The organism is Methylosinus trichosporium OB3b, from assembly GCF_002752655.1.
In the GTDB taxonomy this organism is placed as follows: domain Bacteria; phylum Pseudomonadota; class Alphaproteobacteria; order Rhizobiales; family Beijerinckiaceae; genus Methylosinus; species Methylosinus trichosporium.
Window position 1 is genome coordinate 264200 of the sequence record NZ_CP023738.1, and the last position, 21081, is coordinate 285280.

Annotated in this window: 15 protein-coding genes; 3 read left to right on the forward strand and 12 right to left on the reverse strand. The window is 63.2% G+C overall.

Annotation, left to right across the window (positions count from 1 at the left end; genetic code table 11):
- Positions 1-1263: 1263 nt before the first annotated feature.
- The 10 genes from CQW49_RS22315 to CQW49_RS22370 all read right to left on the reverse strand — a co-directional run bounded on the left by CQW49_RS22315 (position 1264) and on the right by CQW49_RS22370 (position 14722).
- A complete protein-coding gene (locus CQW49_RS22315) occupies positions 1264-4716 on the reverse strand; it encodes a two-partner secretion domain-containing protein (RefSeq protein WP_099831942.1) in 3453 nt (1150 codons plus the stop codon).
- Positions 4717-4887: 171 nt separating this feature from the next.
- A complete protein-coding gene (locus CQW49_RS22320; protein ID WP_003615215.1) occupies positions 4888-5913 on the reverse strand; it encodes a FecR family protein in 1026 nt (341 codons plus the stop codon).
- Between the two features lie 47 nt (positions 5914-5960).
- Positions 5961-6473, reverse strand: coding sequence for an RNA polymerase sigma factor (locus CQW49_RS22325; protein WP_003615217.1), 513 nt, complete (start codon positions 6471-6473; stop codon positions 5961-5963).
- 46 nt (positions 6474-6519) lie between these two features.
- Positions 6520-7203, reverse strand: coding sequence for an STN domain-containing protein (locus CQW49_RS22330; RefSeq protein WP_003615219.1), 684 nt, complete (start codon positions 7201-7203; stop codon positions 6520-6522).
- A gap of 408 nt (positions 7204-7611) precedes the next feature.
- Complete coding sequence (locus tag CQW49_RS22335) at positions 7612-9837, reverse strand: TonB-dependent receptor (RefSeq protein WP_003615221.1); 2226 nt, start codon at positions 9835-9837, stop codon at positions 7612-7614.
- 714 nt (positions 9838-10551) lie between these two features.
- The gene (locus tag CQW49_RS22345) at positions 10552-11889 is read right to left on the reverse strand and encodes an ATP-binding protein (protein WP_003615225.1); all 1338 of its coding nucleotides are present in this window, start codon (positions 11887-11889) and stop codon (positions 10552-10554) included.
- Positions 11886-12548 (reverse strand): response regulator, encoded by a 663-nt coding sequence (locus CQW49_RS22350; RefSeq protein ID WP_003615227.1) that lies wholly within the window; start codon positions 12546-12548, stop codon positions 11886-11888. The genes CQW49_RS22345 and CQW49_RS22350 overlap by 4 nt, the downstream gene beginning before the upstream one ends.
- Positions 12549-12705: 157 nt before the next feature.
- A complete protein-coding gene (locus CQW49_RS22355) occupies positions 12706-13377 on the reverse strand; it encodes an IS6 family transposase (protein ID WP_003616345.1) in 672 nt (223 codons plus the stop codon).
- Between the two features lie 239 nt (positions 13378-13616).
- Positions 13617-13823, reverse strand: a complete 207-nt coding sequence (locus CQW49_RS22365; protein WP_024750055.1) for a hypothetical protein — start codon at positions 13821-13823, stop codon at positions 13617-13619.
- A gap of 227 nt (positions 13824-14050) precedes the next feature.
- Positions 14051-14722, reverse strand: a complete 672-nt coding sequence (locus CQW49_RS22370; protein WP_003616345.1) for an IS6 family transposase — start codon at positions 14720-14722, stop codon at positions 14051-14053.
- A 176-nt stretch (positions 14723-14898) separates the two neighbouring features.
- Between CQW49_RS22370 and CQW49_RS22375 the strand changes: the two genes are divergently transcribed.
- The gene (locus CQW49_RS22375) at positions 14899-15579 is read left to right on the forward strand and encodes a hypothetical protein (protein WP_155931335.1); all 681 of its coding nucleotides are present in this window, start codon (positions 14899-14901) and stop codon (positions 15577-15579) included.
- A 33-nt stretch (positions 15580-15612) separates the two neighbouring features.
- On the opposite strand, the gene CQW49_RS22380 is transcribed toward CQW49_RS22375, so the two are convergent.
- A complete protein-coding gene (locus tag CQW49_RS22380) occupies positions 15613-15819 on the reverse strand; it encodes a hypothetical protein (RefSeq protein ID WP_003615518.1) in 207 nt (68 codons plus the stop codon).
- A gap of 17 nt (positions 15820-15836) precedes the next feature.
- Entirely contained in the window at positions 15837-17432 is a 1596-nt protein-coding gene (rtcR, locus tag CQW49_RS22385; RefSeq protein ID WP_024750052.1) for an RNA repair transcriptional activator RtcR, read from the reverse strand.
- A gap of 189 nt (positions 17433-17621) precedes the next feature.
- Between rtcR and CQW49_RS22390 the strand changes: the two genes are divergently transcribed.
- Entirely contained in the window at positions 17622-19178 is a 1557-nt protein-coding gene (locus CQW49_RS22390) for a hypothetical protein (protein WP_003615523.1), read from the forward strand.
- A gap of 729 nt (positions 19179-19907) precedes the next feature.
- Positions 19908-21071: an RtcB family protein gene (locus tag CQW49_RS22395; RefSeq protein WP_051418955.1), complete on the forward strand. Its 1164-nt coding sequence runs from the start codon at positions 19908-19910 to the stop codon at positions 21069-21071.
- The last annotated feature ends 10 nt before the right edge of the window (positions 21072-21081 follow it).

Sequence of the window (21081 nt, forward strand, 5' to 3'; positions counted from 1 at the left end):
CGTTCGTGCCGATGAGGCGGATATCGCCGCTGGACACGAGATTGACGGTGCTCACGTAGTCGACCGCAAGCACGCCGACAAGATCGATCTGCTGCGCGGCATTGAGCGTCAGCGTGCCGTCGGCGAGCTTCGGCGGGTTCGGCGGGTATACGCCGCCGGCGATAGACGCGTTGCTGTCGGCGAGTCGGATATAGCCCGCCTCCAGCGTCACGTTGGTGGCGCCAATGGAGGGGATGCAACTGTCGGAAGACGCGCATGATGCCGCGTAGGAGGTGTCGACGACCCCCGTCGGCAGCAGCGTGGTCGTGCCGTTGGAGGAATTGTCGATCAGGATCGAGCCGGCGAGTTTCAGATGGACATCGCCGCTGAAGTAGAGTTGGCCGGTGAACGACGCCGTGTCGAGGCCGCTGTGGGCGGTGTTGATCGTGTCGGCTGTGATGTTGGCGCCGCTGGCGGCCACGAGTGATGCGATATTGACCCCCGTTCTCGGATCGACACCCGCGAACGCTGCAGCGACGTTGCCGCTTTGGGCCACGACCACAGTATCGATGGAAGAGCCGATGAGCAGCGTGCCGCCGGCCGCCTGCGGTGCCCCGCCTGCCGCATCGATCGTGCCGGCAAAATAACCCGTCCCTGTGAGCGTCAGGCTGCCGCCGTTGCTCCACACTTGCTCGGCGCCGTAGCGCTCTCCGCCGAGGCCGTTCGCAGTGGGCGCCTCGATCGTTGCGCTGGCGCCGGAAATGTCGAAGACCGAGCCCTGTTCGGCGACAAAGACGCCCGAGGCCGCGCTTCCATTCGGGCCAAATGTGATGGAGCCGCCGGAAAGCACCGTGCCGGTGGCGTAGGAAGTTATGAGCGGATTGGGCGCGAAGGCGCCGGAGACGTCGAGCACCGCGTGATCGCCGATCCATATATATTGCGGCAACCCATCATGAGCGAGCGGAGTTGACGGGGCGAAACCCTGGTTGACGCTGATGCTGCCGCCGTGCGCGATGATGCTGCCGAGCACAATCGCCGGCCCGCCGGCGGTCAGGGTAATGTTCGCTCCAGGATCGGCGATGATGCTGGCCCCGTCGTCGATCAGCAGCTGTGCCGTCGCGCTGCGGTCGCCCGCAACGCCCCAGTTGTAGGCGCTTTCCGTCAGCGCCAAATCGACGGCGTGGCGCAGTCCGTCGGCGGCGTAGCCGACAGCCGCGACATCGCGCAGGAGCGCCCCCGTCGCCGGCAGGCTGCTGAGCGATGCGGCAAGGTAAGTCTGCTGCTTCAAGTCGAGCGTGGCGCCCGCGGCGACGGTCGTGCCGCCATAGGTGCTGGTGAGCTTGAAGCTCCCGAACCCGCTGTCGGTGAAGAAGGAGGTCGGCAGCACCACCGTGCCGGCCTGATCGCCCGAGGTGATCGATGCGACCTGCGTCGCGTTGCCGTCGATGATGATCTCCGGCGCCTGCAGAGTGAAGGTCCCCCCTGCGACAGACCAGTCGCATAGATCGTCCCGTCCATTATGACGTTGGCGTTGGTCGCTGTCTGCGGCGCCCAGTAGCCGCCGCTGAAAGCATAATAAGTGTCTTGAGCAACGCCTGTGCTGCCGTACCACTCGCCGTTATATGTCAGGAGCGTCAGATTGCCGCCCTTGCCCTTGGGCAGGCCGTCGGAGCCCGTTGCAATCTTGCCGTTGGCGCCGACATAGCCGCCGCTGGAGACGTCGATCACGCTGCCGCGCTGCAGCACGATCGACGGGCTGTAATCCGTCGCCGTGACGACCATGGTGTTGGGGTCGTAAGAGACCCCATTGCTCAGATTCGTGGTGCTCAGGCTGACGCTGCCGCCATTGATGTAGAGGGCGCCTGTGAAATCGCTGTAATTGCCGGCGTCGTTGATCCACTGCCCGCTGACGTCGAGCAGGGCATTGCCGCCGATGGTCAACGCACCGACCACGCCCGTCGCAGGAAGCGTGCCCGGCGAACGCGCAACGGCGCTGGAGATGGTCGCGCCGCTGATGCTGATGCTGCCGCCATGGGCGGTGAGCGCGCCGTCGATCGCTGTGACATTCGCCAGCTTGATGCTGCCGCCAGCCAGTACCGACAGGCTCGCCTGTTCCGTCATGGCGAGCGTGTCGGCGCCGTTGATGGTGATCGAGCCGAGGCCGAAGGCCGAGAGCCGGTCTGTCGCGTAGGTCAACACGGACACCCCGTCCGCATTGGTCGGCAGCGACAATGACGAAGCGAGCGTGATGTCCGATCCCAGCACATTGGATGCCGAGGCGTCGAGGATCACCGCATCATGCAAGCCGTAGCTGCTCGCTGCCATCGTGATGGCGAGCGAGGCTCCATTCGGCAGTTGGGTGGGCGTGGCCTGCGCGCCGCCTGTCCCCGTCCCGACTTGCGCGAGCTGGCGCTGTTGCGCGCCGATGACGATGTCGCCGACGAGATCGCCTTCGATAATCGGGTTCACCGCTGTGACGGAGATGCTGCCGGCGCTGACGCCATCGACGTAGCCGGCCTTGTTATAGCCGCCGCTGATCAGACGATTGGTGTAAGTCTCGGTGACGCCCCACCTCGAATGGTCGACGATGAATTGCCCGGCGACGCCCACATAGGAGATGAACGGATCGGCGCTGCCGATGTCGTAGCGTCGCCCGTCCGAGCCGACCAGCTGCGTGGTCGTGACGTGGGCGCCGGTATATTGGATCAGGCCGCCGGAGACGTTGATCGTCGATCCCTGGGCCTGCGCGACATCCACGAAGCCCGCCGACGCTGCGCCGTTGCCGACGCTGTAGCCGCCGCCGATGGTCAGCGAGCCGCCCTTGGTCAGGAGCTGGTCTATACCCTGCGGGACGTTGCCCAGATAGCCCGCGCCCGAGGAGGCAAACAGCGGCGAGCCGACCCAAGTCTCGCCATCGGCCCTGGTGCCGGTGAGGCTCAGGTCGATTGTCACCGTCTGGCCTATCAGACTCTGCGCCAGCGGCGTGTCGGCGACGTCGTTCGCCGTCACCTTGAATGTGTAGAGGTAGTCGGAAACCGAGCGGTCGGCCGCCAGCCCGGACAGGTCGATGGTGCTGCCCGCCTCCATCAGCACCCGGCCCACCGGCAGCGCCGCCGAGCCGTCGGGTTGATTGCCGAGGCCCGCGCCCGTCAGCGTCATCGTCGCCGACGGCGCATAGACGAACGAGCCCGACTGGAAATCGACATAGGGTGCGGAGATATCGATGCGCGGCCCCACGAAGCCGGCGAGCGAGGCGGAATCCGACAGGATGGTCTCGCCGTTCTCCTCTGGCAGGATCGTCGTAAGGCTCTCTGTGCCGAACAGCACCTGGTTGGACGTCTCCGCCCCGTTCGCCGCGATGGTGATCGATCCCGCCCGCGTGATGCTGGTGGTCGCCTCCGCCAGCCCGAGCTGCTCGACCGCGTCGCCGCTCAATGTGACATTGCCGCGCTGGGAAATCAGCATCCCGCCCACGTCGTTGAGCACGAGCGAACCGTCGCTCACCGACGGCGGCGTATAGAGCAGCTCTCCGCTGATGCCGGCGCCGGCCCGTACCGAGTAGAACGTCTGGGTCGAGTTCGACGCCGGCTCGGCGATCTGCACGCTCGCGCCCGCCGCCAGGATGATCTCGCCCGCCGACGTGGTGATCGAGCCGGCGTTGGTCACCCGCGGACCCAGCAGCGCGACGAAGCCGCCGTTGTCGCTGCCGCTGATATCGGTCACGATGCGCGCGCCCGCCTCGACCTCGACACCGATATTGCTCTGCCCGGGAATGAGCGCGGCCGAGAACAGCGCCGAGGCGCCGGTGGACGCCAAGCTGCCGTCGACGACGGTCTGAAAGGCGCTATTGACGAACAGACCGTTGTTCAAGAACGTCGTGTTGGCATTGGCCTCGTCCGACGGCGCCAGGATCAGCGCGCCATTCTCCGTCGTCTGCACGAGCCCATCCACCGTCAGCGGCACATACGCGTCCCCGCTCGACTTGAAGGCGCCGTTGGCCGTGCCGGTAAAGCTGTTGAGGTCCATCGCCGCGGCGATCAGCGTATGCACGTCGATCTGGCTGGAGCCGGTGAAGATGATGCCGTTCGGGTTGATGATCAGCACCGTGCCCTCGGCCTTGATCTGGCCGAAGATCTGGCTCGGCCTGCCGGTGGCGTCGATGCGGTTGAGCACCACCCAGCTGTTTCCATTGGCGGAATTGCCGGCGCTCTGGTCGAAATGGACCGTCGTGTCCTTTCCGACATTGAACGACTCCCAGGTGGCGATCGCCCGCTGCGCGCTCTGCGTGAGGGTCACTGTGTCGTGACCGGCCGGGTCGACGGTCTCGACCGGCGCGCTGATATTGGACCAGAGGCCCGACGTCGTGCTGACTCCGTTCGTGAAGTGGACGCGCGGATCGACGACGAGCCCGCCCGGTTGCAGGCCGTTCGGCACGACGGCCGTGGCGGCTTGCGCGGCGGCGCGGGCGGCGGCCTGCGCGGCCTGCATGGCCTGAATCGCCTGCGCCGCCCGCGTCAGCGACGACTGTGCCTGTTTGGCGATCTTAGTCGCCTGCGCCGCCCCCGCCAGCGCGTCGGCCACCGCCGTCGTGGGCGCCGAGACCACACCCGCGCGTCCGAGCGGCCGCGCCTCCGCGTCATGCGGAGAGGTCAGCAGCGACAGAGCGCTGACGCCGGCGAGAAGCGCGCGATCAAGCGAGGGCCGGGAGCGGAACGAACGGGCGGCGGGGTGAAGCATGAGCGTCTACTCCAGGTCGACCGAAAATCGGTCGAACGAACCTCTCGCGCCTGAGCGGGGGGTTCTCTGCCTGCACGACGAACGTCGACCCGCGATGAAGAAGTGAAAAATTATCGACGGAGCAAAAAATAGTTCTTGACCTCATCGAGAGTGCCCGCGCTGATCGCCCGGTCACGTCAGAACGACGACGCCTCCCGGCAACGACCTGACGACGGCGCCGAACTCCCGCTGCGCCAGAAGCAGAATATCGTCAACGCCGTCGATGCCGAATCGGGCGTTGACCGTGCGGCGGCCAAGCGGCGCGTTCAACAAGACGATTCGGCCACGCCGATAGCGATTGATCTCCGCTATGACCTGCGACAGCGGCGCTTGATGAAAGATCAGCAGCCCCTGCCGCCATGCGGTCGCGACATTCGCGTCGGCCGGTCGCGTCGGACTGAGGCCGCCGTCGCTATAGGCCACGAGCCTGTCGTACTGAAGCTCCGCCACAGCGCCACGCCGCGCCACACGGACAGAGCCGCGCAGACAAGTGATCGCGCAGGCGGCGTGGCCGTCGAAACGAACATTGACGCTGGCGTCCTGAAAATCGATCCGCCCGTCGCCGACGCGAAGGACATGGACGCGACGCGACTCGCTCGTGGCGCTGATGACCGCTTCGCCCGTGACGAGCTCGACGCGATCTTGTTCGTCGCCCGCGGGATGCATCGCAATGCTGGTCCGCGTATTCAAGGCGGCCGTGAGCCCGTCGCCCAGCGCGACTTGCCGCTGTTCGCCGGTTTCGGTTCGGTAGTCGGCCCGCAGCTCGGAAATAGAAGGCCATAAATCGAAAGGTGGGCGGATCGCCGCATATCCGGCGATCACGGCGCCGGCCGCCGCCGCTCCGCCGAGCAAAGCCCGCCGACTCGCACGATACTGCGCCGATCGCTGACGTTCGGAGGCGAAAAGCTCCCTGTCTCGCTCCAGAATGTCTCGCCCAACCGGACCGAGGCCGCTCCACAGGCGACGCGCCAGCGACATCGCCTCGGCGCGCGCCGGGCTCGACCTCTCCCAGAGCTCGGCGGCCTCGAGCGTTTCCAGAGTCGCGGAGTCCGACATCAGGCGTCGGACGTGATCCAGCGCCTCGCTTTCGAGCGCGCTCAGAACATCGGCATTGTTCGCGTCGATCGCCATCTCGCTGTCGTTCCACTGTGGCGTCATCGCATTTTCATCTTTTTAGTCGTTGTCGGAGTTCGCATAGCGAATGATCATTTTCCAGCTCTGCGAAGACGCATAGCGCAATGTCTCAGCGCGCGCCTCAGCTCCATGTCGACCATGCGTCGCGACAGGCCCAGATCGTCGGCGATTTGCCTCAGCGGCGTTCCCTCGACGCGCGAGGCCAGCAAGATCAGCCGTCGTCGCGGCGTAAGCTCCTCCAGCGCCTGGCGCAACAGCTCCATATCCTGTTGCGCTTCGACGATCCGCGCCGGCCCGGGCGAATCGTCGGCGGCGTCGAGAAAAGCGTCGACCTCGATCCATCGGGCCGAACGTGCGGCTCTGCGCCGCTCGTCGATCGCGATGTTGAAGGCCGTGCGCAGCAGATAGCCGGCCGGATTATGAATGCCTTCGCTTCCCTGCTTTTGACGCAGATGAAGCCAAGTGTCATGCAGCGCCTCGCGCGCGAGCTCTTCGGAGTTCAATCGGCGCGCGAGCTGAGCGCACAGCTCGCCATAGCGATGGACGAACATCTGGCGCAAGGCGGACCAGGCGGTCTCGGTCATGGCGCGTCGCGCCCACGGATGCTCGAGACGACCGTCATGATTTCGCCTATCGATGGTCCGAGAAACCGCAATCACCCGATTGTGCGAGCGGTCGCGGCGAAATGATCATGCTGAGAGGCTGCGCCATGCTTGGCGGAGGGTTCAGCGGAACGCGCAGGCGGCCGAGCGCTTCCACGATCATGAGATCGCGTTGCCGATCGCCCGTCGAGCTCAGCAAGTCCGGCGACATTATTTCGCCCGCCGCGCCGATGCGGAACTGCAGGGCGGCCCTATATTGGCCCGGCTTGGTTTTTTCCCTTTCGCAAAAAACCCGCTGAATCGTGCGCTGCACGAGCGCGAGATAGGGCATATCCGCGGCCTTGAAGTCGCCGGTCCCGCTTTGCGGGTCGGACGGCTCAACCTCGATCCCGAAGGCTCTCCCGGCGCTGAAGACGGCAAGGCCGGTTCCCTCGAGCAGAACGCGGATGGCGACGTCGGGCGCCAGCTCGCCGCTGACCGCCGTCGACCGCCGCTCCTCGGCCAGACGGCTGTCATAGAGAACCATCAGCCCTGTCGCCGCCGAATAGGCGTCGAGCGCATGGGCCAGCGGCTGCGCTGGAATGTCGAAGCTGATAGGGGCGCCATCTCGGCCGACCGGCCGCGCGTCCGTCTGGCCCACAGCGCTCTCGGCCGATCCGAGCGCCGCAACGAGCGACAATGTCGCCAGCCAGCCGACGCGCAAACATTTCACAAGCTTCGTCCTCGTGAGGCCGCATGCTCGTCACCGCCGATCGAAGCCGGCCGGGAACGCCACGCAGCGCCCTACTCCTCAGAACAATCGCAAGTTGTTCCGAGCATGGGTAAAGCGGCAATGTCACAGTTTCGCGACGACGTCGGGGGGACGGTTAAATTAACTGGGTTGCGCTGACCATTGACTATTTCCCATGCGGGAAAGTCCCTTTCCAACGGCGATGCATTGGAAGATCACGATCGAAGGCATGGATGAATTCGACGGGCGCGTCGGCAGATCGAGAGCCTCGGCGGCCGCCCAATCCGTTCAATCTCCAGCCGCGGCTCACCGGCTATGACAACTAGATCTTCGTGCAGGCGGCGGGCGCCGACAAAATCCAGCCGGCGAATCTCGGCTTCGACTTCGAGCTCAGAATTTGAACCCCAGCTTCGCGACCACCGTGCGCGGAGCGCCGGGGTAATAGATGCCGCTGGTGGAGGTCTGTTGATAATAGCTGTTGCTGACCTGGCCGATGTAGGCGGCGTCGAACATGTTCATGCAGGAGAGGCTCGCCGTCATCGTCCCCCAATCGAGCTTGTGCTCATATTGCGTCGTCAGATCGAGGGTCGCGTAACCGGCGAGAGGCTGGAGGCCGGAGGTGTCGCCGGCGCGACTGCCGACGATATGCACGATCGGCGTGATGGTGACCTGCTCGACCCGCAGATTGGCGCCCAGCGTCGAGATCAGATAGGGCACGTTCGGCAATTGCCGGCCCTTCACCCGCGTCGACCGATAGGTCGCCTCCGAAGCGCCTGGGACGATCGGCAAGTCCTCGACGAACTCGGCGCGCTGATAGCCGAACGAGGCGAACATATCGAGATTGTCGATCGGCGAATAATGGGCGAGCGCCTGCGCGCCATAGCTCTGGCTCTCTCCGACATTCTGGCCATACTGCGTGCCGATGCCCGGATCGTAGCTGACGAGCTTGTTGTGGTTGCGCGAATAATAGACGGTCGGCTCGATATAGCCCGAGCCCAGGGCGCCCGAGTAGGACCAGCGTAGGCCGAGGTCGAACAGCGTCGATGTTTCGGGCCGGATCGAACGCCACAATTGGTCGGCGGTGATTCCCTTGGCGAGGAAGGCTGCTGAATTCTGCTGGAAGACTGGCCAAGCGTCGTAGCCCGGCCCGCCATAGCCGCCGCCGCCGCTGAATTTGATCTGCAGATCCTCGGTCAACTCATAGGTGAGCCCGCCATAGGGCACGAATGTGCCGATGGTGAAGGCGGAAACGCTGCGATTTGCTATTTTGCCGGACGACAGAGCGAGCGCCGCATCATAAGAGACGTCGCCTATGCCGACGGAATTATATTCGTCGATTCCGGCCATGCGCTCCCAGATGTAGCGCCCGCCCGCCTCGACATGGAGAGGCCCGAAGTCACGGCTCGCAAGGCCATAGGCCACGTCGAACATATGCGGCGACGTTTGTCGGGCGAGGATCGGCCAAGCGGCGTTGGTGAGGCCGCCGAGCGCATTGGGGGTGAACATTTGCCAGGCGGTCGGCGGGCCGGGCGCGTTCTGTACGCCGTGCCAATAGCCGAACGTCGCCTCTGTTCCGAGAACGCGCGTCTGCAATTCGCTCGTCACGCCCCAGGTGTCGTGATCGAGGAGCCATTTACGGACTTTTCCGTTGGCCATGCCGTCGAGATAATAGCCGTCCTCGCGGAAATAATATGGCTTGACGACGAGCCGCGTCGCTTCGTCGAAACGCAGCGTCATCTCGGAAAGAGCGAGCCAGGAATTGAAATGTTGGAGGTTGTAGCCGTAGTAATTGACCATCGTACTCGGAACTGCGCCTGGAGTGGCGGCGAAATCGAAGCGCCGGTAGAGCCCGAGATTGCTCGCCTGCGCATAAGTGAGTCCATCGTAAGTGTTGGCGTCCAGGCTGGTCTTGGCGACGAAGACTTTCGCTTCGAAATTGTCGGCCGGCTTGGTGTCGATCCCGATCGCGAAGCCGGATTTGCCTTGCGGGGCCTTGCCGACGCCGCGCCACTTGTCGGCGTCGGTCCAGGAGCCGGAGACGAAGGCCTTGGTCGTGCCGTTCAATATCTCGCCGGTGTCGACGCGAGCGAATGTGCGCAGAAAGGAGAAGGAGCCGACGCTCTGGGAGATTTCGCCGCCCATTTTTTCCGCCGGCCAGCGCAGGCGGCTGTCGAAGGTTCCGCCGACTGTGAAATATGAGTTCACATTGGAGGGTATCGGGCCTTGCCGCAGGACGAGCCTGTCCAGATTCTCGTTGTCGACGAGCCAAGTCGCGCCAGGACCGGGATCGATTCCCGAGACCGGAAGGCCTTCGATCAATCCGATGCTGTTGCCGTGTTGGCTGAGCTCGCCGCGAATGCGCACGCCCTTGTTGCCGCCGGAGAGGTTGGCGAGGCCGTAAGGATCGATCGCTGGCGCATCGACGGAGGGCAGGAAGGAGATGCCACGAATGGGATTGGTTCCGCCCCAGCCGCTGGCGAGATCGAGGCCCTGACGGTCGACGGCATAGGAGGTCGAGGGGGCGTTGGAGGCGGGACCGACAATGGCGTTTTTCGGCTTCGGCTTCAGCTTCTGCGCCGGCTTCTCGGATCCGACCGATATTTCCGGCAGCGTCATATATTGCTGCCCTATCGCGTTATCGCCGGCGGCAAAGCACAGGAGAATCGAGCCGCTGGCGAGGAGCCTTCTCCGAAAGCGTGAATAGTTGCGGTTTGCTGCGCTCGACGTGAGAAATGCCATAATGACGTCGCCCCCTCCTCGGCCGGATCGCGATCGCTCGGCTCGATATATAAAACTATTACATAAATTGTCCGACCTCGGCCGACAAGCCGAATATCTCGGCAATGTGCCCCACGAACGCGATTTCTGAAGCTTGTTTAGGCGGCTGCGCCTCGCCGCAACTATAGATCGAATATCGAGCCTTGCTCGCGCGCGTCGTTCGATTCACTGAAAACTCTTCGCCTTCTTGATCCCTACGACCCATATGCCTTTTTCGACGGGCCGGAGCGGCAGGACGGCCGCGCCGGCGGCGAGCTGCGGGCGAAGCCGGCCTTGGGTGTCGATCCCGTCGCCCGGAGCCGGAACCTCGGGGTCGGTTTCGTCTCTTGGATCGAACTTGACGAGAAGCTCGCCTCTGGCGCTGGCGATTCCCATCCCAACGCGAACTCGAATTCGAGGAAGGTCATCGCCGCGAAATGCGCAGGTTCGTTGCTTTGGCGTGCTGTTGGATCAGGGAAGGTCGAGCCAGGATGAGATGCGCTCGACCCATCGTCGTGCCGATCAGGCGCTCGATGTGTCCGCCATAGTGAGGCGCGCGCGTGCAGGCCGTTTTCAGGCGGCTTCGGATCCGTCCGCGAAGCGTAGCGCCGCTCTCAGCCCGGCGCGATCTTTCCTGTTGGTCAACATGAGCCGCCAACCGAGCCGAAGCGCCGCCAGCTCGACGATGGACAAGCCCAATCCCGCGCCTGTCGCGCTCTTGCGTCGACCACGGAAAAAGCGACGAACGGCCAAGGGCAGCTCGTCCTCTGGAATGCCGGGCCCCTCGTCCTCGATCACAATGCAACGCGGCTCGTTCTCGTAACCCCATGAGATCACGCCGGACGGCGACACGTATTGGAGCGCGTTCTCGTGCAGGTTCCGCAGAGCGACGGTCAGGATCTCGCGATTCGAGAACACGTTCGTCCTGTGCAGCTCCGGATCGATGCGGATGAAAACGCTGTCGTTCTTCGGTTGTGACGAGGCGACGATCTCATCGAGTATCTCGCCGAGATTGACATGCTCGGACGCCATGGCCTGATGGGCCTCCGCATCGAGCGTGGCCAGCGTGAGAAGCTGGCGGATCAAGCGCGTCGTGCGATCCGCCGACACCAGGATTTGCAGCAGCGCGCCTTCTCTGACAGCGGGATCGGCGGCGGCGAGCGCGATCTGAGCCTGCGTCTTGAGGCCCGCGAGCGGCGTGCGTAGCTCATGGGCGGCGAAAGCCGTCAATTCGCGGTCGTGCCGAAGCGCGGCGTCGAGATTGGCGAGGAGCCCGTTGAGCGCCTCCATCAGCGGGCGCACCTCCGAAGGCGCCAGCGCGGCGTCGACAGGCGTCATGTCGTCAGCGGCGCGATCGCGCAATTGCTCCGCCATGATCCTCAGCGGACGCAGCTCGAGCCGCAGGCTCAGCCAGAGCGCAGCGCTTAGCACCGGAATGACCAGCAATGCCGGCACGACAAGTCCGGCGACGAGATCATGGACGAGATGATCACGCATGCCGACGCGGTCGCCGACCATGACTCGCACGCCCTTTGCCGTGTCTTCGGCGGTGTAGACGCGCCACGACTCGCCTTCGACGACATGTTCGGAAAACCCCGAATCGGCGAATGCCAGCCGTCCCTTCGGCGCGCCGCTCGAATGGGCGATGAGCCGTCCGTCGAGCGACCAGATCTGGCACGAGAGCACGCGCTCGTAGCCGGGGCTGGCCGCCGCGTCGATCACGTCGGCGGAGAGCAGCGCGCCGCCGGAGACCAGCGACGCGACCATCTTGGCGGATTCGCGAAGACGGTTGTCGAAGGCGCGCTCGAACTCGGCCTTGCTGCCGATATAGACCCAGAAGGTCGCGCACAGCCAGATCACGCAGGTCGCCGTGAGCAGAACGACGAACAGTCGAGCGCGCAACGAGCTCATTTCGGCCGCCGCATGCGATAGCCGAGGCCGCGGATCGTTTCTATGGCGTCGCGTCCGAGCTTGGCGCGCAGATTGTGGATATGGACCTCTACCGCATTGCTCTCCACCTCTTCCCCCCAACCATAGATGCGATCCTCGATCTCGCTCTTCGAGCGAATGCGGGCAGGCTGCTCCATCAGCATCGCGAGCACCGAAAATTCGCGGCGGGACAGATTTACGGGCGCGCCGTCGAGCGAGAGCGACATGTCGGCTGGATCGAGCACGATGCCGCCGAGCGTGAGGCTGGGCGTCGCACGGCCGTCGCGCCGTCGCACGATGGCGCGGATGCGCGCGGCGAGCTCGTCGAGATCGAAAGGCTTGCCGAGATAATCGTCGGCGCCCGCGTCGAGCCCCTCGATGCGATCGACAACCTCGTCGAGCGCGGTCAACAGCAGCACAGGCAGATTGTCGCCGCAGCGGCGCAGTTCCGCGAGGATTTCGATCCCAGAACCGTCCGGCAGCATCAAATCGAGCACAACGGCGTCAAAGCCCGGCGACGCGAGAGCCGCGCGCGCGTCGGCGCAAGTCGAAACGCTGTCCACCGAATTGCCCGCGAGCTCGAGACCGACCTTCAGGCCGTTCGCGAGCACGTCGTCGTCTTCCACGATCAGAATCCGCATCCGAGGCGCCTCCCGCTTCTGCCTGCGGCTCCCAGCTTAAGGTTGCCTTAAGGTGAGCGTCCAACAAAAACGTGACCTATCGATGAGGGACGCCACGCGTGGTTGTGTCGCAAATTTTGTCTACGGACGCGACACCGGCGTCTGAGAGTGACGCGGCTCACGCCACGAGGGCATAGAACTGCTGCGCTGGACGCAATTCGCCTGTCGTTCGCAGCTGCCCCTTGCGGATCATATGCATGAGCTCGATCCCGGAAAGTGTCGCGGCAGCCGATCGAAATGATTTGAAACCCAACATCGGCCGCGTCACTCGCTTCACCGCTCGATGGTCCTGTTCGACAATATTGTTGAGATATTTGATGCGGCGGATTTCGATGTCCGCTTCATGCTCCGCATTGTAGCGTTCGATCGCGGCCGTGTTGGCGCCGCTCTTGTCGATCGTGATCTTCTCCGGCTCGCCATGCTGGCCGATCGCCTTGCGCAAGAAGCGCAACGCGGCTTTGCAGTCCCTCTTGGCCGTCAGCAGGAAATCCACCGTCCCGCCTGCCTTGTCGACCGCCCGATACAGATATTTCCAGCAGCCTTTGACTTTCACGTAGGTCTCATCGAGACGCCAGCTGGATCCGATCGAGCGCTTGCGAGTGTGGAACTGTTTCTCCAGCAAAGGAGCATACTTGACGACCCAGCGGTTGAGCGTCGAATGGTCGACTTCGACACCTCGCTCTTCCATCATTTCCTCGAGTTGACGATAGCTCATCGGATACGCCACATACCAGCGGACGCCCCACAGAATCACGTCGCGTTCAAAATGGCTGCCCTTGAAATCAATCATCGCACTCGTCCGCCAGCTCCACTACCGGCAATTATAGCCCCAAACCGACCTGCGACAAAAATTCGCGACAGAACCAAAAATATTCCACGCGCATCTTCATCTTATCCCGCGACGGGTCGCCGACACTCCGCCGCCGCCGGCGCGCCCGGTCGCTTGAAACGAGTTGCGGCGTTCCCATGGCTTCCACGATTATCGTCATTCGGCACGGCCGCGTCGCGCTTGCATCCGACGGGCTCCTCTCACGCGAGGACTTCCTCCGCTACGTCGAAGATTACGATGCTGCGTCCCTCCGCTCGGATTCCCGTCCGCCGGAAGAATTGACCGAACGGCTCCGGCTTGCTCGCAGGTTGTTCGCGAGCGAACTGCCACGCGCGAGAGAATCGGCGCGCATCCTCTTTCTCGATCGAGACATTCGATACGAAGCGATGTTCAATGAAGAGCCGCATCACGTCGTTCCACGACTCCCATTTCGAATGCCGCTCCTGGGCTGGTTCGCTTGGTCGCGCGTCAGCGAAGCAATGAGTCCATCCCTGCGTCGAGCGGTCGCCGCACGCGGATCGATCGCGGCGAAGCGGCTAATCGTCGAGGCGGATCACGAACCCACGGCTCTGATCGGGGTTGTGTCGCAAATTTTGTCTACGGACGCGACACCGGCGTCTGAGAGTGACGCGGCTCACGCCACGAGGGCATAGAACTGCTGCGCTGGACGCAATTCGCCTGTCGTTCGCAGCTGCCCCTTGCGGATCATATGCATGAGCTCGATCCCGGAAAGTGTCGCGGCAGCCGATCGAAATGATTTGAAACCCAACATCGGCCGCGTCACTCGCTTCACCGCTCGATGGTCCTGTTCGACAATATTGTTGAGATATTTGATGCGGCGGATTTCGATGTCCGCTTCATGCTCCGCATTGTAGCGTTCGATCGCGGCCGTGTTGGCGCCGCTCTTGTCGATCGTGATCTTCTCCGGCTCGCCATGCTGGCCGATCGCCTTGCGCAAGAAGCGCAACGCGGCTTTGCAGTCCCTCTTGGCCGTCAGCAGGAAATCCACCGTCCCGCCCGCCTTGTCGACCGCCCGATACAGATATTTCCAGCAGCCTTTGACTTTCACGTAGGTCTCATCGAGACGCCAGCTGGATCCGATCGAGCGCTTGCGAGTGTGGAACTGTTTCTCCAGCAAAGGAGCATACTTGACGACCCAGCGGTTGAGCGTCGAATGGTCGACTTCGACACCTCGCTCTTCCATCATTTCCTCGAGTTGACGATAGCTCATCGGATACGCCACATACCAGCGGACGCCCCACAGAATCACGTCGCGTTCAAAATGGCTGCCCTTGAAATCAATCATCGCACTCGTCCGCCAGCTCCACTGCCGGCAATTATAGCCCCAAACCGACCTGCGACAAAAATTCGCGACAGAACCTCGATGGCGGCTTCGACGACATCGCGATCAACGCTTTCTTCGCCGGCAAATGGCTCGACAGACAATATTCTGGCCTGACGGAGCTCAGCGCGCGAAAGCTTTTGACCCAGGCGGCCGATCGGTTTCGTGAACTGGCGCAGGCGCCGGAATTTACGCCGCCTACCTTGGAGGCGCTGTTCGCGGCCGAACGGCGGAAAATGCAAAAATGCGCGGCGCAGCATTGTTTTGATGCAGACGCGCTCATGTGGTTCGTCAAAGAAGTCGGCGCCGGGCTCGCGGGCGTCGTGATCGAGCGGCCGGAGGAATCGCAGCATTTTTCATTGTGCTGGCAAAGGGCTGATCGACGCGTCTATTTTGGCTTCGAAGGCGGAGACCATCACAGAAGCTGGAGCGCGATCGCCAATGAAGCGATCGTGCTCGCCGGTCGCGAAGGCGGCGCATTCTCTGCTCGCGCGCTGCGCACGTCCGACCTGCCGCATATTCCCCGTGAAACCTGGAGAGAGGCGAGAACGGCGCTGGAGTCCGCGAAAGCCAAGGGATTTGCCGTCGTCGAGCTGTCCGCGAACCGCTATAGCGAAATTCTAGCGGCGCGCGCGCTGCACTCCGACGCCTTACAAGGCGCCACCGCCTTTGACGGAGGTGAAACGCTCGAGTGGCTGCAGAAGCGGTTTGCGCCGTTCTTGAATGAGTTGGCGGCCGCGCCGCAGGCGGTTCGTTCTGATGCCGGACAAAGTGAAATTGCAGCGGGGGCCCCCAGCAACGAAACGGCGATGTCAGGTTAGTGGGCAGCAGAATCTTGTGTTCTCATGTAGATGCTAGTGGCGTGATTCAGCCATTTTGGTTGGGAAGGTCGGGTAGAGGCGTTTGAGCTTGATGCGGGCGTCGGCGGTGGTGAACTGCCAGTCCGCCTTCGCCTGATGCATGTTGCGGTCGGCGACTTCGGCGCGCAGGCTTTCGATGTCGCCGATGCGGCGTGGCTGGAGCTGTCGCTCTCGCCAATCGCCAGTGGCGATCAGGCCCACCCGATACGTTCAAACAGCTATCTTGCCGAAATCACTTTCCAGTCGAGCTCGAAGCGGGCCAAATATTTTCGCAATCGATCGGCGTCATTGACGCTCGAGCGTTGCGCGCGCGAGGCCGAGAAGAGCGCGCGACCGGCGGCGCTGAGAGAGGAATGCGCGCGGCAGACCTGGGCCACGGCGGCGAGCTGGACACGATCGAAAAGATCGATCTCGGCGAGCGCCTCCTCGCTGAAGAAGTCACGCAGCAAGGTGTCCGGCCCCTCCGCGCCTCCGCGCGACCATGATTTCTCGAGCCGCGCGATCTCCTCGACGACGATCTCCTCCGTGATGCGCCGCGCCGGCGCCAAGGTCGCCATTCGCGTCACCGAGGCGCCGAGGTCGCGAAAATTTGCGCGCCAGCTCGCGCGGTCGGACCGCGCGAAAGCGAGATAGCGCTCGCGCGCCTCGCGATTGAAGGTCGCCCGAACGCCTTCGCGCTCGGCGAAGCGCACGAGCTCGAAATCGAGATTGGGCTCGATGTCCTCGCGTCGGTCCTTCAGCGCCGGCAGCTCGAAGGTCCAAAGATCGAGACGCGCGAGCAAATCCTCGCGGAATTTCCCTTTGGCGACGTCGACTGAAAGATCGCGATTCGTGCCGGCGATCAATTGAAAGTCGCTCATCGTCTCCTTGTCCGAACCGAGCGGCAAAAAGCGCTTCTCCTCTATGGCGCGTAGGATCACCGCCTGCTCGTCGAGACCCAGCTCGCCGATCTCATCCAAAAAGAGCATGCCGCCGTCCGCCTTGCGGAGCAGGCCCGGCCTCTCCGCGAGTGCTCCGGTAAAGGCGCCCTTGGCGTGGCCGAAGAGCGCCGACATCGCGCCGTCCCCCCGCAAAGTCGCGCAATTCACCTCGACAAAGGGGCCCTTGAGGCGATGGCGCATCTTCTTCAATTCATAGATGCGGCTCGCGAGCTGTGATTTTCCGGCGCCCGTCGGACCCATGAGCAGCAGCGGAGCCTTCGATAGCGCCGCTACTTGCTCGATGCGCTCGATCATTCGGTTGAACGCCTCGTTGCGCGTGGCGATGCCCGATTTGAGGAAAGACGTCGCCTGCGCCTTCTCGGCAGCGAAGCGCGTGGCGATCTTATCGTATCGCGCGAGATCGAGATCGATGACGCCATAGGTCCCTGCGCCGCCTTCGCGCCAGCGCTTGGGCGGCGTCAGCTGCAAAATCTTCGCTGGAACATAATGTGCCTCGACGAGCAGAAACCAGCAGATCTGCGCGACATGCGTTCCCGTCGTGATGTTGACGAGATAGTCCTCCTTCTCAGTGTCGAAGGAATAGGCGTCGGCGAAGTCGCGCATGGCGCCATAGACCTCCTGGAAATCCCAAGGGTCGGTCAAATTCAAAATTCGCCTTTCAACCTTCGTCTCTGGCGAGACCTGCGCGATGTCGCGGGTGACGCGCTCCGCGAGCGCGGCGGCGTGATTGTCGTGAATGAGCTCCAGCCGGTTGACCAGAAAATCTTCGTGCTGGCAGAGCGCCACGGTCGGGCGCCAGCGCTCCCAGCGATTGTCCTTGCCGGCGTCCATCGTCGTGCCGAGAAAGCCCATGACCACTCGAGGCCGCGTCATCTGTCTATCCAAAAAGATAAGATACGATACTTATAGCTCCCATAGATGGAAGCCGCAACGGCGCAGATCATCGTCGGTAGATTCTATTATCATGTAATACCAATATGTTAACATAACGGACCGCTGGCGCGGCCCCTCTGGCACGCTGGTCGCAATAAAGGCTCCGTCACAGTGAGAAGGAACGGAGCCATGGCGAGCAAAACTCTGTTCGCGTCCATCGTCGGAAAGCTGCTTCCGCGAGCGAATGCCCGGAATGAAGCGGGCGGCCCCGCCTATGCGCGGACCCCGCGCCATAGACTCGCGCAGCTCGCCGCAACGGGAACGCTGAACCACACCTTCTACGCGGATGCGCAGAGTCAGCTCGACAATGCGCTGCTGACGGCGCTCGACGTCGATCCGGCCTTCGTCGCCAAGGCGGCCATTTATGCGCGTCAGAAAGGGCATATGAAGGACATGCCGGCCTTGCTCGTCGCGCTTTTGTCGACTCTGCAGACGGACGACTTTTCCAAGGCGTTCCGGCGCGTGATCGACAATGGCAAGATGCTGCGCAGCTTCGCGCAGATCATGCGTTCGGGCGCGGTGGGCCGCAAGTCGCTCGGCTCACGACCTAAGCGTCATATCGCCAATTGGCTCGAGGACGCGTCGGACATCGAGATCATGCGCGCCGCGGTGGGTCAGGACCCATCTCTCGCGGATGTGATCAAAATGGTTCACCCGAAGCCGAGGTCGAAGGAGCGGGAGGCGCTCTACGGCTATCTGATCGGACGGCCCTATAACGTCGCGGCGTTGCCGCAGGTCGTGCAGGAGCTCGAAGTGTTCAAGCGCGATCCGTCGCAGACGCCGCCGAATGTGCCGTTCCAGATGCTGACCGCGCTTCCTCTCGACAAGGAGCATTGGGCGGCGATCGGCTCCAAGGCAGGCTGGCAGATGCTGCGCATGAACCTCAACACTTTCGCTCGCCATGGCGCGTTCGATGTATCGTGGTTCCCGTGCAAGGCGGCCGAGCGGCTGCGTGACCGCAAAGAGATCGAGCGGGCGCGCGTGTTCCCTTATCAGCTGATGGCGGCTTACGCCGCCGCGGACGAAAAGGTTCCGCGCATAGTGCTGGACGCGTTGCAGGATGCGATGGAGATCGCGGTGTCGAATGTTCCGCGCGTGAAGGGGCGAGTGGTCGTCTGCCCGGATGTCTCCGGCTCGATGTCATCGCCCGTGACGGGCTATCGCAAGGGCGCGACGTCGAAGATTCGCTGCATCGACGTCGCCGGCCTGGTCGCGGCGGCGTTTCTGCGGAGCAATCGGCAGACGCGCGTGCTTCCATTCGACTTCGACGTGGTCGATGTGCGTCTGAACGCGCGCGACAGCGTGATGACGAACGCGCAGAAGCTCGCTTCGATCGGCGGCGGCGGAACCAATTGCTCGGCGCCCCTGCGTAAGCTCGTCGCCGAGCGCGCCGAAGTCGACCTCGTGATCCTCGTCTCGGACAATGAGTCCTGGGTCGATGCGCGGCAGGGCGGGCGCGGAACGGCGACGATGGAGAGGTGGCAGGAGCTGAAGCGTCGAAACCCCGACGCCAAGCTCGTCTGCATCGACATTCAGCCCTACGCGACGACGCAGGCGGCGGAGCGCGACGACATTTTGAATGTCGGCGGCTTCTCCGACGCCGTGTTCGAGATGGTCGCGGCCTTCGCGAAGGGTGAGCTCGACGCGGAGCATTGGGTGGGCGAGATCGAGAAGATCGATCTTTAGGAGCAAACAGGGCCATGGCGAATGCGGTCGGGAGTACATTGCCTGTCACGCAAACCGCCTCCCGACGATCGGCGCGAGCCTCTCGTCGCCATGGCCCGCCTGACGCGAACAGGTCGCGACGAATGCGGAACGAAACTACATCGCTTATGACGACCGGGTCGCGGGTTCGAATCCCGCCGGGCGCAAGCCCGTAGCTCAGTGGTAGAGCAGGGCTCGAGGAGCGCGGCGCGAGCTGCTTTCGCAAGAGCTATGTTTCGTTCAAATTTGTCGTCGCGGCCTTTTTCCGACGAAAGAGAAGGAAAACGCGAAAACGTCATGGCGAATGCCGGCGGGAGTACATCCTCCATCCGGGCGCGGCGGCTGGAAACCGCCCCCGACTCACCGTTATCGGGAGCCCGCCTCTCGCCATTCTCGTCGCCATGGCGTCCAAATGAAAATGCGGCGAATGCCTGTGGGACTACATTGGTAGAGCGCCCTTGACCGGGAGGTCGGCGGTTCGATCCCGCCCGCGCATCGTAAGGATGCGTCGAAGCTCATGTCCTGCGCCCTTTTGTCGCCGCGCCCTTGGAACTTGTATCTCTCGCGCGGAAACGTCGATATGCGCGATGTTCTGCGTCGAGCGTTTTGAAAATGAGGAATAGATCGATGGGGACGAAAGCGGATCGCTCTTATGACCTTCTCAGCGAGGCCTTCGACGCCGCCAAGGGGAGCAAGGCGGCGCCGGTAAAAATGTGGACGCGCGGCGTGCCGGTGGACGAGGCCTCCAAGCAGCAGCTGCTCAACACCGCTGGCATGCCGTTCATCTACAAATGGCTCGCGGTGATGCCCGACGTTCATTATGGCAAGGGCTCGACCATCGGCTCGGTGATTCCGACCAAGGGCGCGATCATTCCGGCGGCAGTCGGTGTCGATCTCGGCTGCGGCATGATGGCGGTTCGCACCTCGCTCGCGGCGTCGGATCTCCCCGACACGCTCGCGCCTCTGCGGGCAGCGTTGGAAAAGGCCGTGCCGCATGGGCGCACTTCGGGCCGAGACAAGGGCTCCTGGAGCGATTTGCCGGCGGCGACGGCCGAGGATTGGTCTGCGTTGGAAGCTGGATTCACGCGCATCGTCGACAAGCATCCCAAGCTCGCCAAGGCCAACACCGCGAACCATCTCGGCACGCTCGGCACGGGCAATCATTTCATCGAGCTCTGTCTCGATGAGGAGGATCGCGTGTGGCTCATGCTGCATTCGGGCTCGCGCGGTGTCGGCAACGCCATCGGCTCCTATTTCATCGAACGCGCCAGGGAGGACATGCGCCGCTACTTCATCGATATTCCCGACAAGGATCTCGCTTATCTGCCGGAAGGAACCGAAGGATTCGACGATTATGTCGAGGCCGTGGAATGGGCGCAATCTTTCGCCATGGCCAATCGCGAAGTGATGATGCGCCATGCGGTCGACGCCGCGCGCGAGGTGATCGCAAAGCCCTTCGAGGCGCATCTCGAGGCGGTGAACTGTCATCACAATTATGTCGCGCGTGAACATCACTTCGGCGAGAATGTGCTGATCACCCGCAAGGGCGCAGTGCGCGCGGCCGAGGGCGTGATGGGAATCATCCCCGGCTCCATGGGGGCGAAATCGTTCATCGTGCGCGGCAAGGGCAATGTGGAGAGCTTCTGCTCCTGCTCGCATGGCGCCGGACGCGTGATGTCGCGCACCGAAGCCAAGCGTCGCTTCACGATCGAGGATCATGCGGCCGCGACGGCGGGCGTCGAATGCCGCAAGGACGCCGATGTGATCGACGAGACGCCGAAGGCTTACAAGGATATCGACGCCGTGATGGCGGCGCAGGCCGATCTCGTCGACATTGTCCATACTCTGCGTCAGCTCGTTTGCGTGAAAGGGTGAGCGTGCCGAA

Bases quoted from the DNA above. Each gene is read 5' to 3' on its own strand.
- CQW49_RS22390 (WP_003615523.1), top strand. From the start codon at position 17,622: ATGGCGAGCAAAACTCTGTTCGCGTCCATCGTCGGAAAGCTGCTTCCG.
- CQW49_RS22350 (WP_003615227.1), bottom strand. From the start codon at position 12,548: ATGCGGATTCTGATCGTGGAAGACGACGACGTGCTCGCGAACGGCCTG.
- CQW49_RS22345 (WP_003615225.1), bottom strand. From the start codon at position 11,889: ATGAGCTCGTTGCGCGCTCGACTGTTCGTCGTTCTGCTCACGGCGACC.
- CQW49_RS22355 (WP_003616345.1), bottom strand. From the start codon at position 13,377: ATGATTGATTTCAAGGGCAGCCATTTTGAACGCGACGTGATTCTGTGG.
- CQW49_RS22325 (WP_003615217.1), bottom strand. From the start codon at position 6,473: ATGACCGAGACCGCCTGGTCCGCCTTGCGCCAGATGTTCGTCCATCGC.
- CQW49_RS22315 (WP_099831942.1), bottom strand. From the start codon at position 4,716: ATGCTTCACCCCGCCGCCCGTTCGTTCCGCTCCCGGCCCTCGCTTGAT.
- CQW49_RS22335 (WP_003615221.1), bottom strand. From the start codon at position 9,837: ATGACGCTGCCGGAAATATCGGTCGGATCCGAGAAGCCGGCGCAGAAG.
- rtcR (WP_024750052.1), bottom strand. From the start codon at position 17,432: ATGACGCGGCCTCGAGTGGTCATGGGCTTTCTCGGCACGACGATGGAC.
- CQW49_RS22395 (WP_051418955.1), top strand. From the start codon at position 19,908: ATGTGGACGCGCGGCGTGCCGGTGGACGAGGCCTCCAAGCAGCAGCTG.
- CQW49_RS22320 (WP_003615215.1), bottom strand. From the start codon at position 5,913: ATGACGCCACAGTGGAACGACAGCGAGATGGCGATCGACGCGAACAAT.
- CQW49_RS22370 (WP_003616345.1), bottom strand. From the start codon at position 14,722: ATGATTGATTTCAAGGGCAGCCATTTTGAACGCGACGTGATTCTGTGG.
- CQW49_RS22365 (WP_024750055.1), bottom strand. From the start codon at position 13,823: ATGCGGCTCTTCATTGAACATCGCTTCGTATCGAATGTCTCGATCGAG.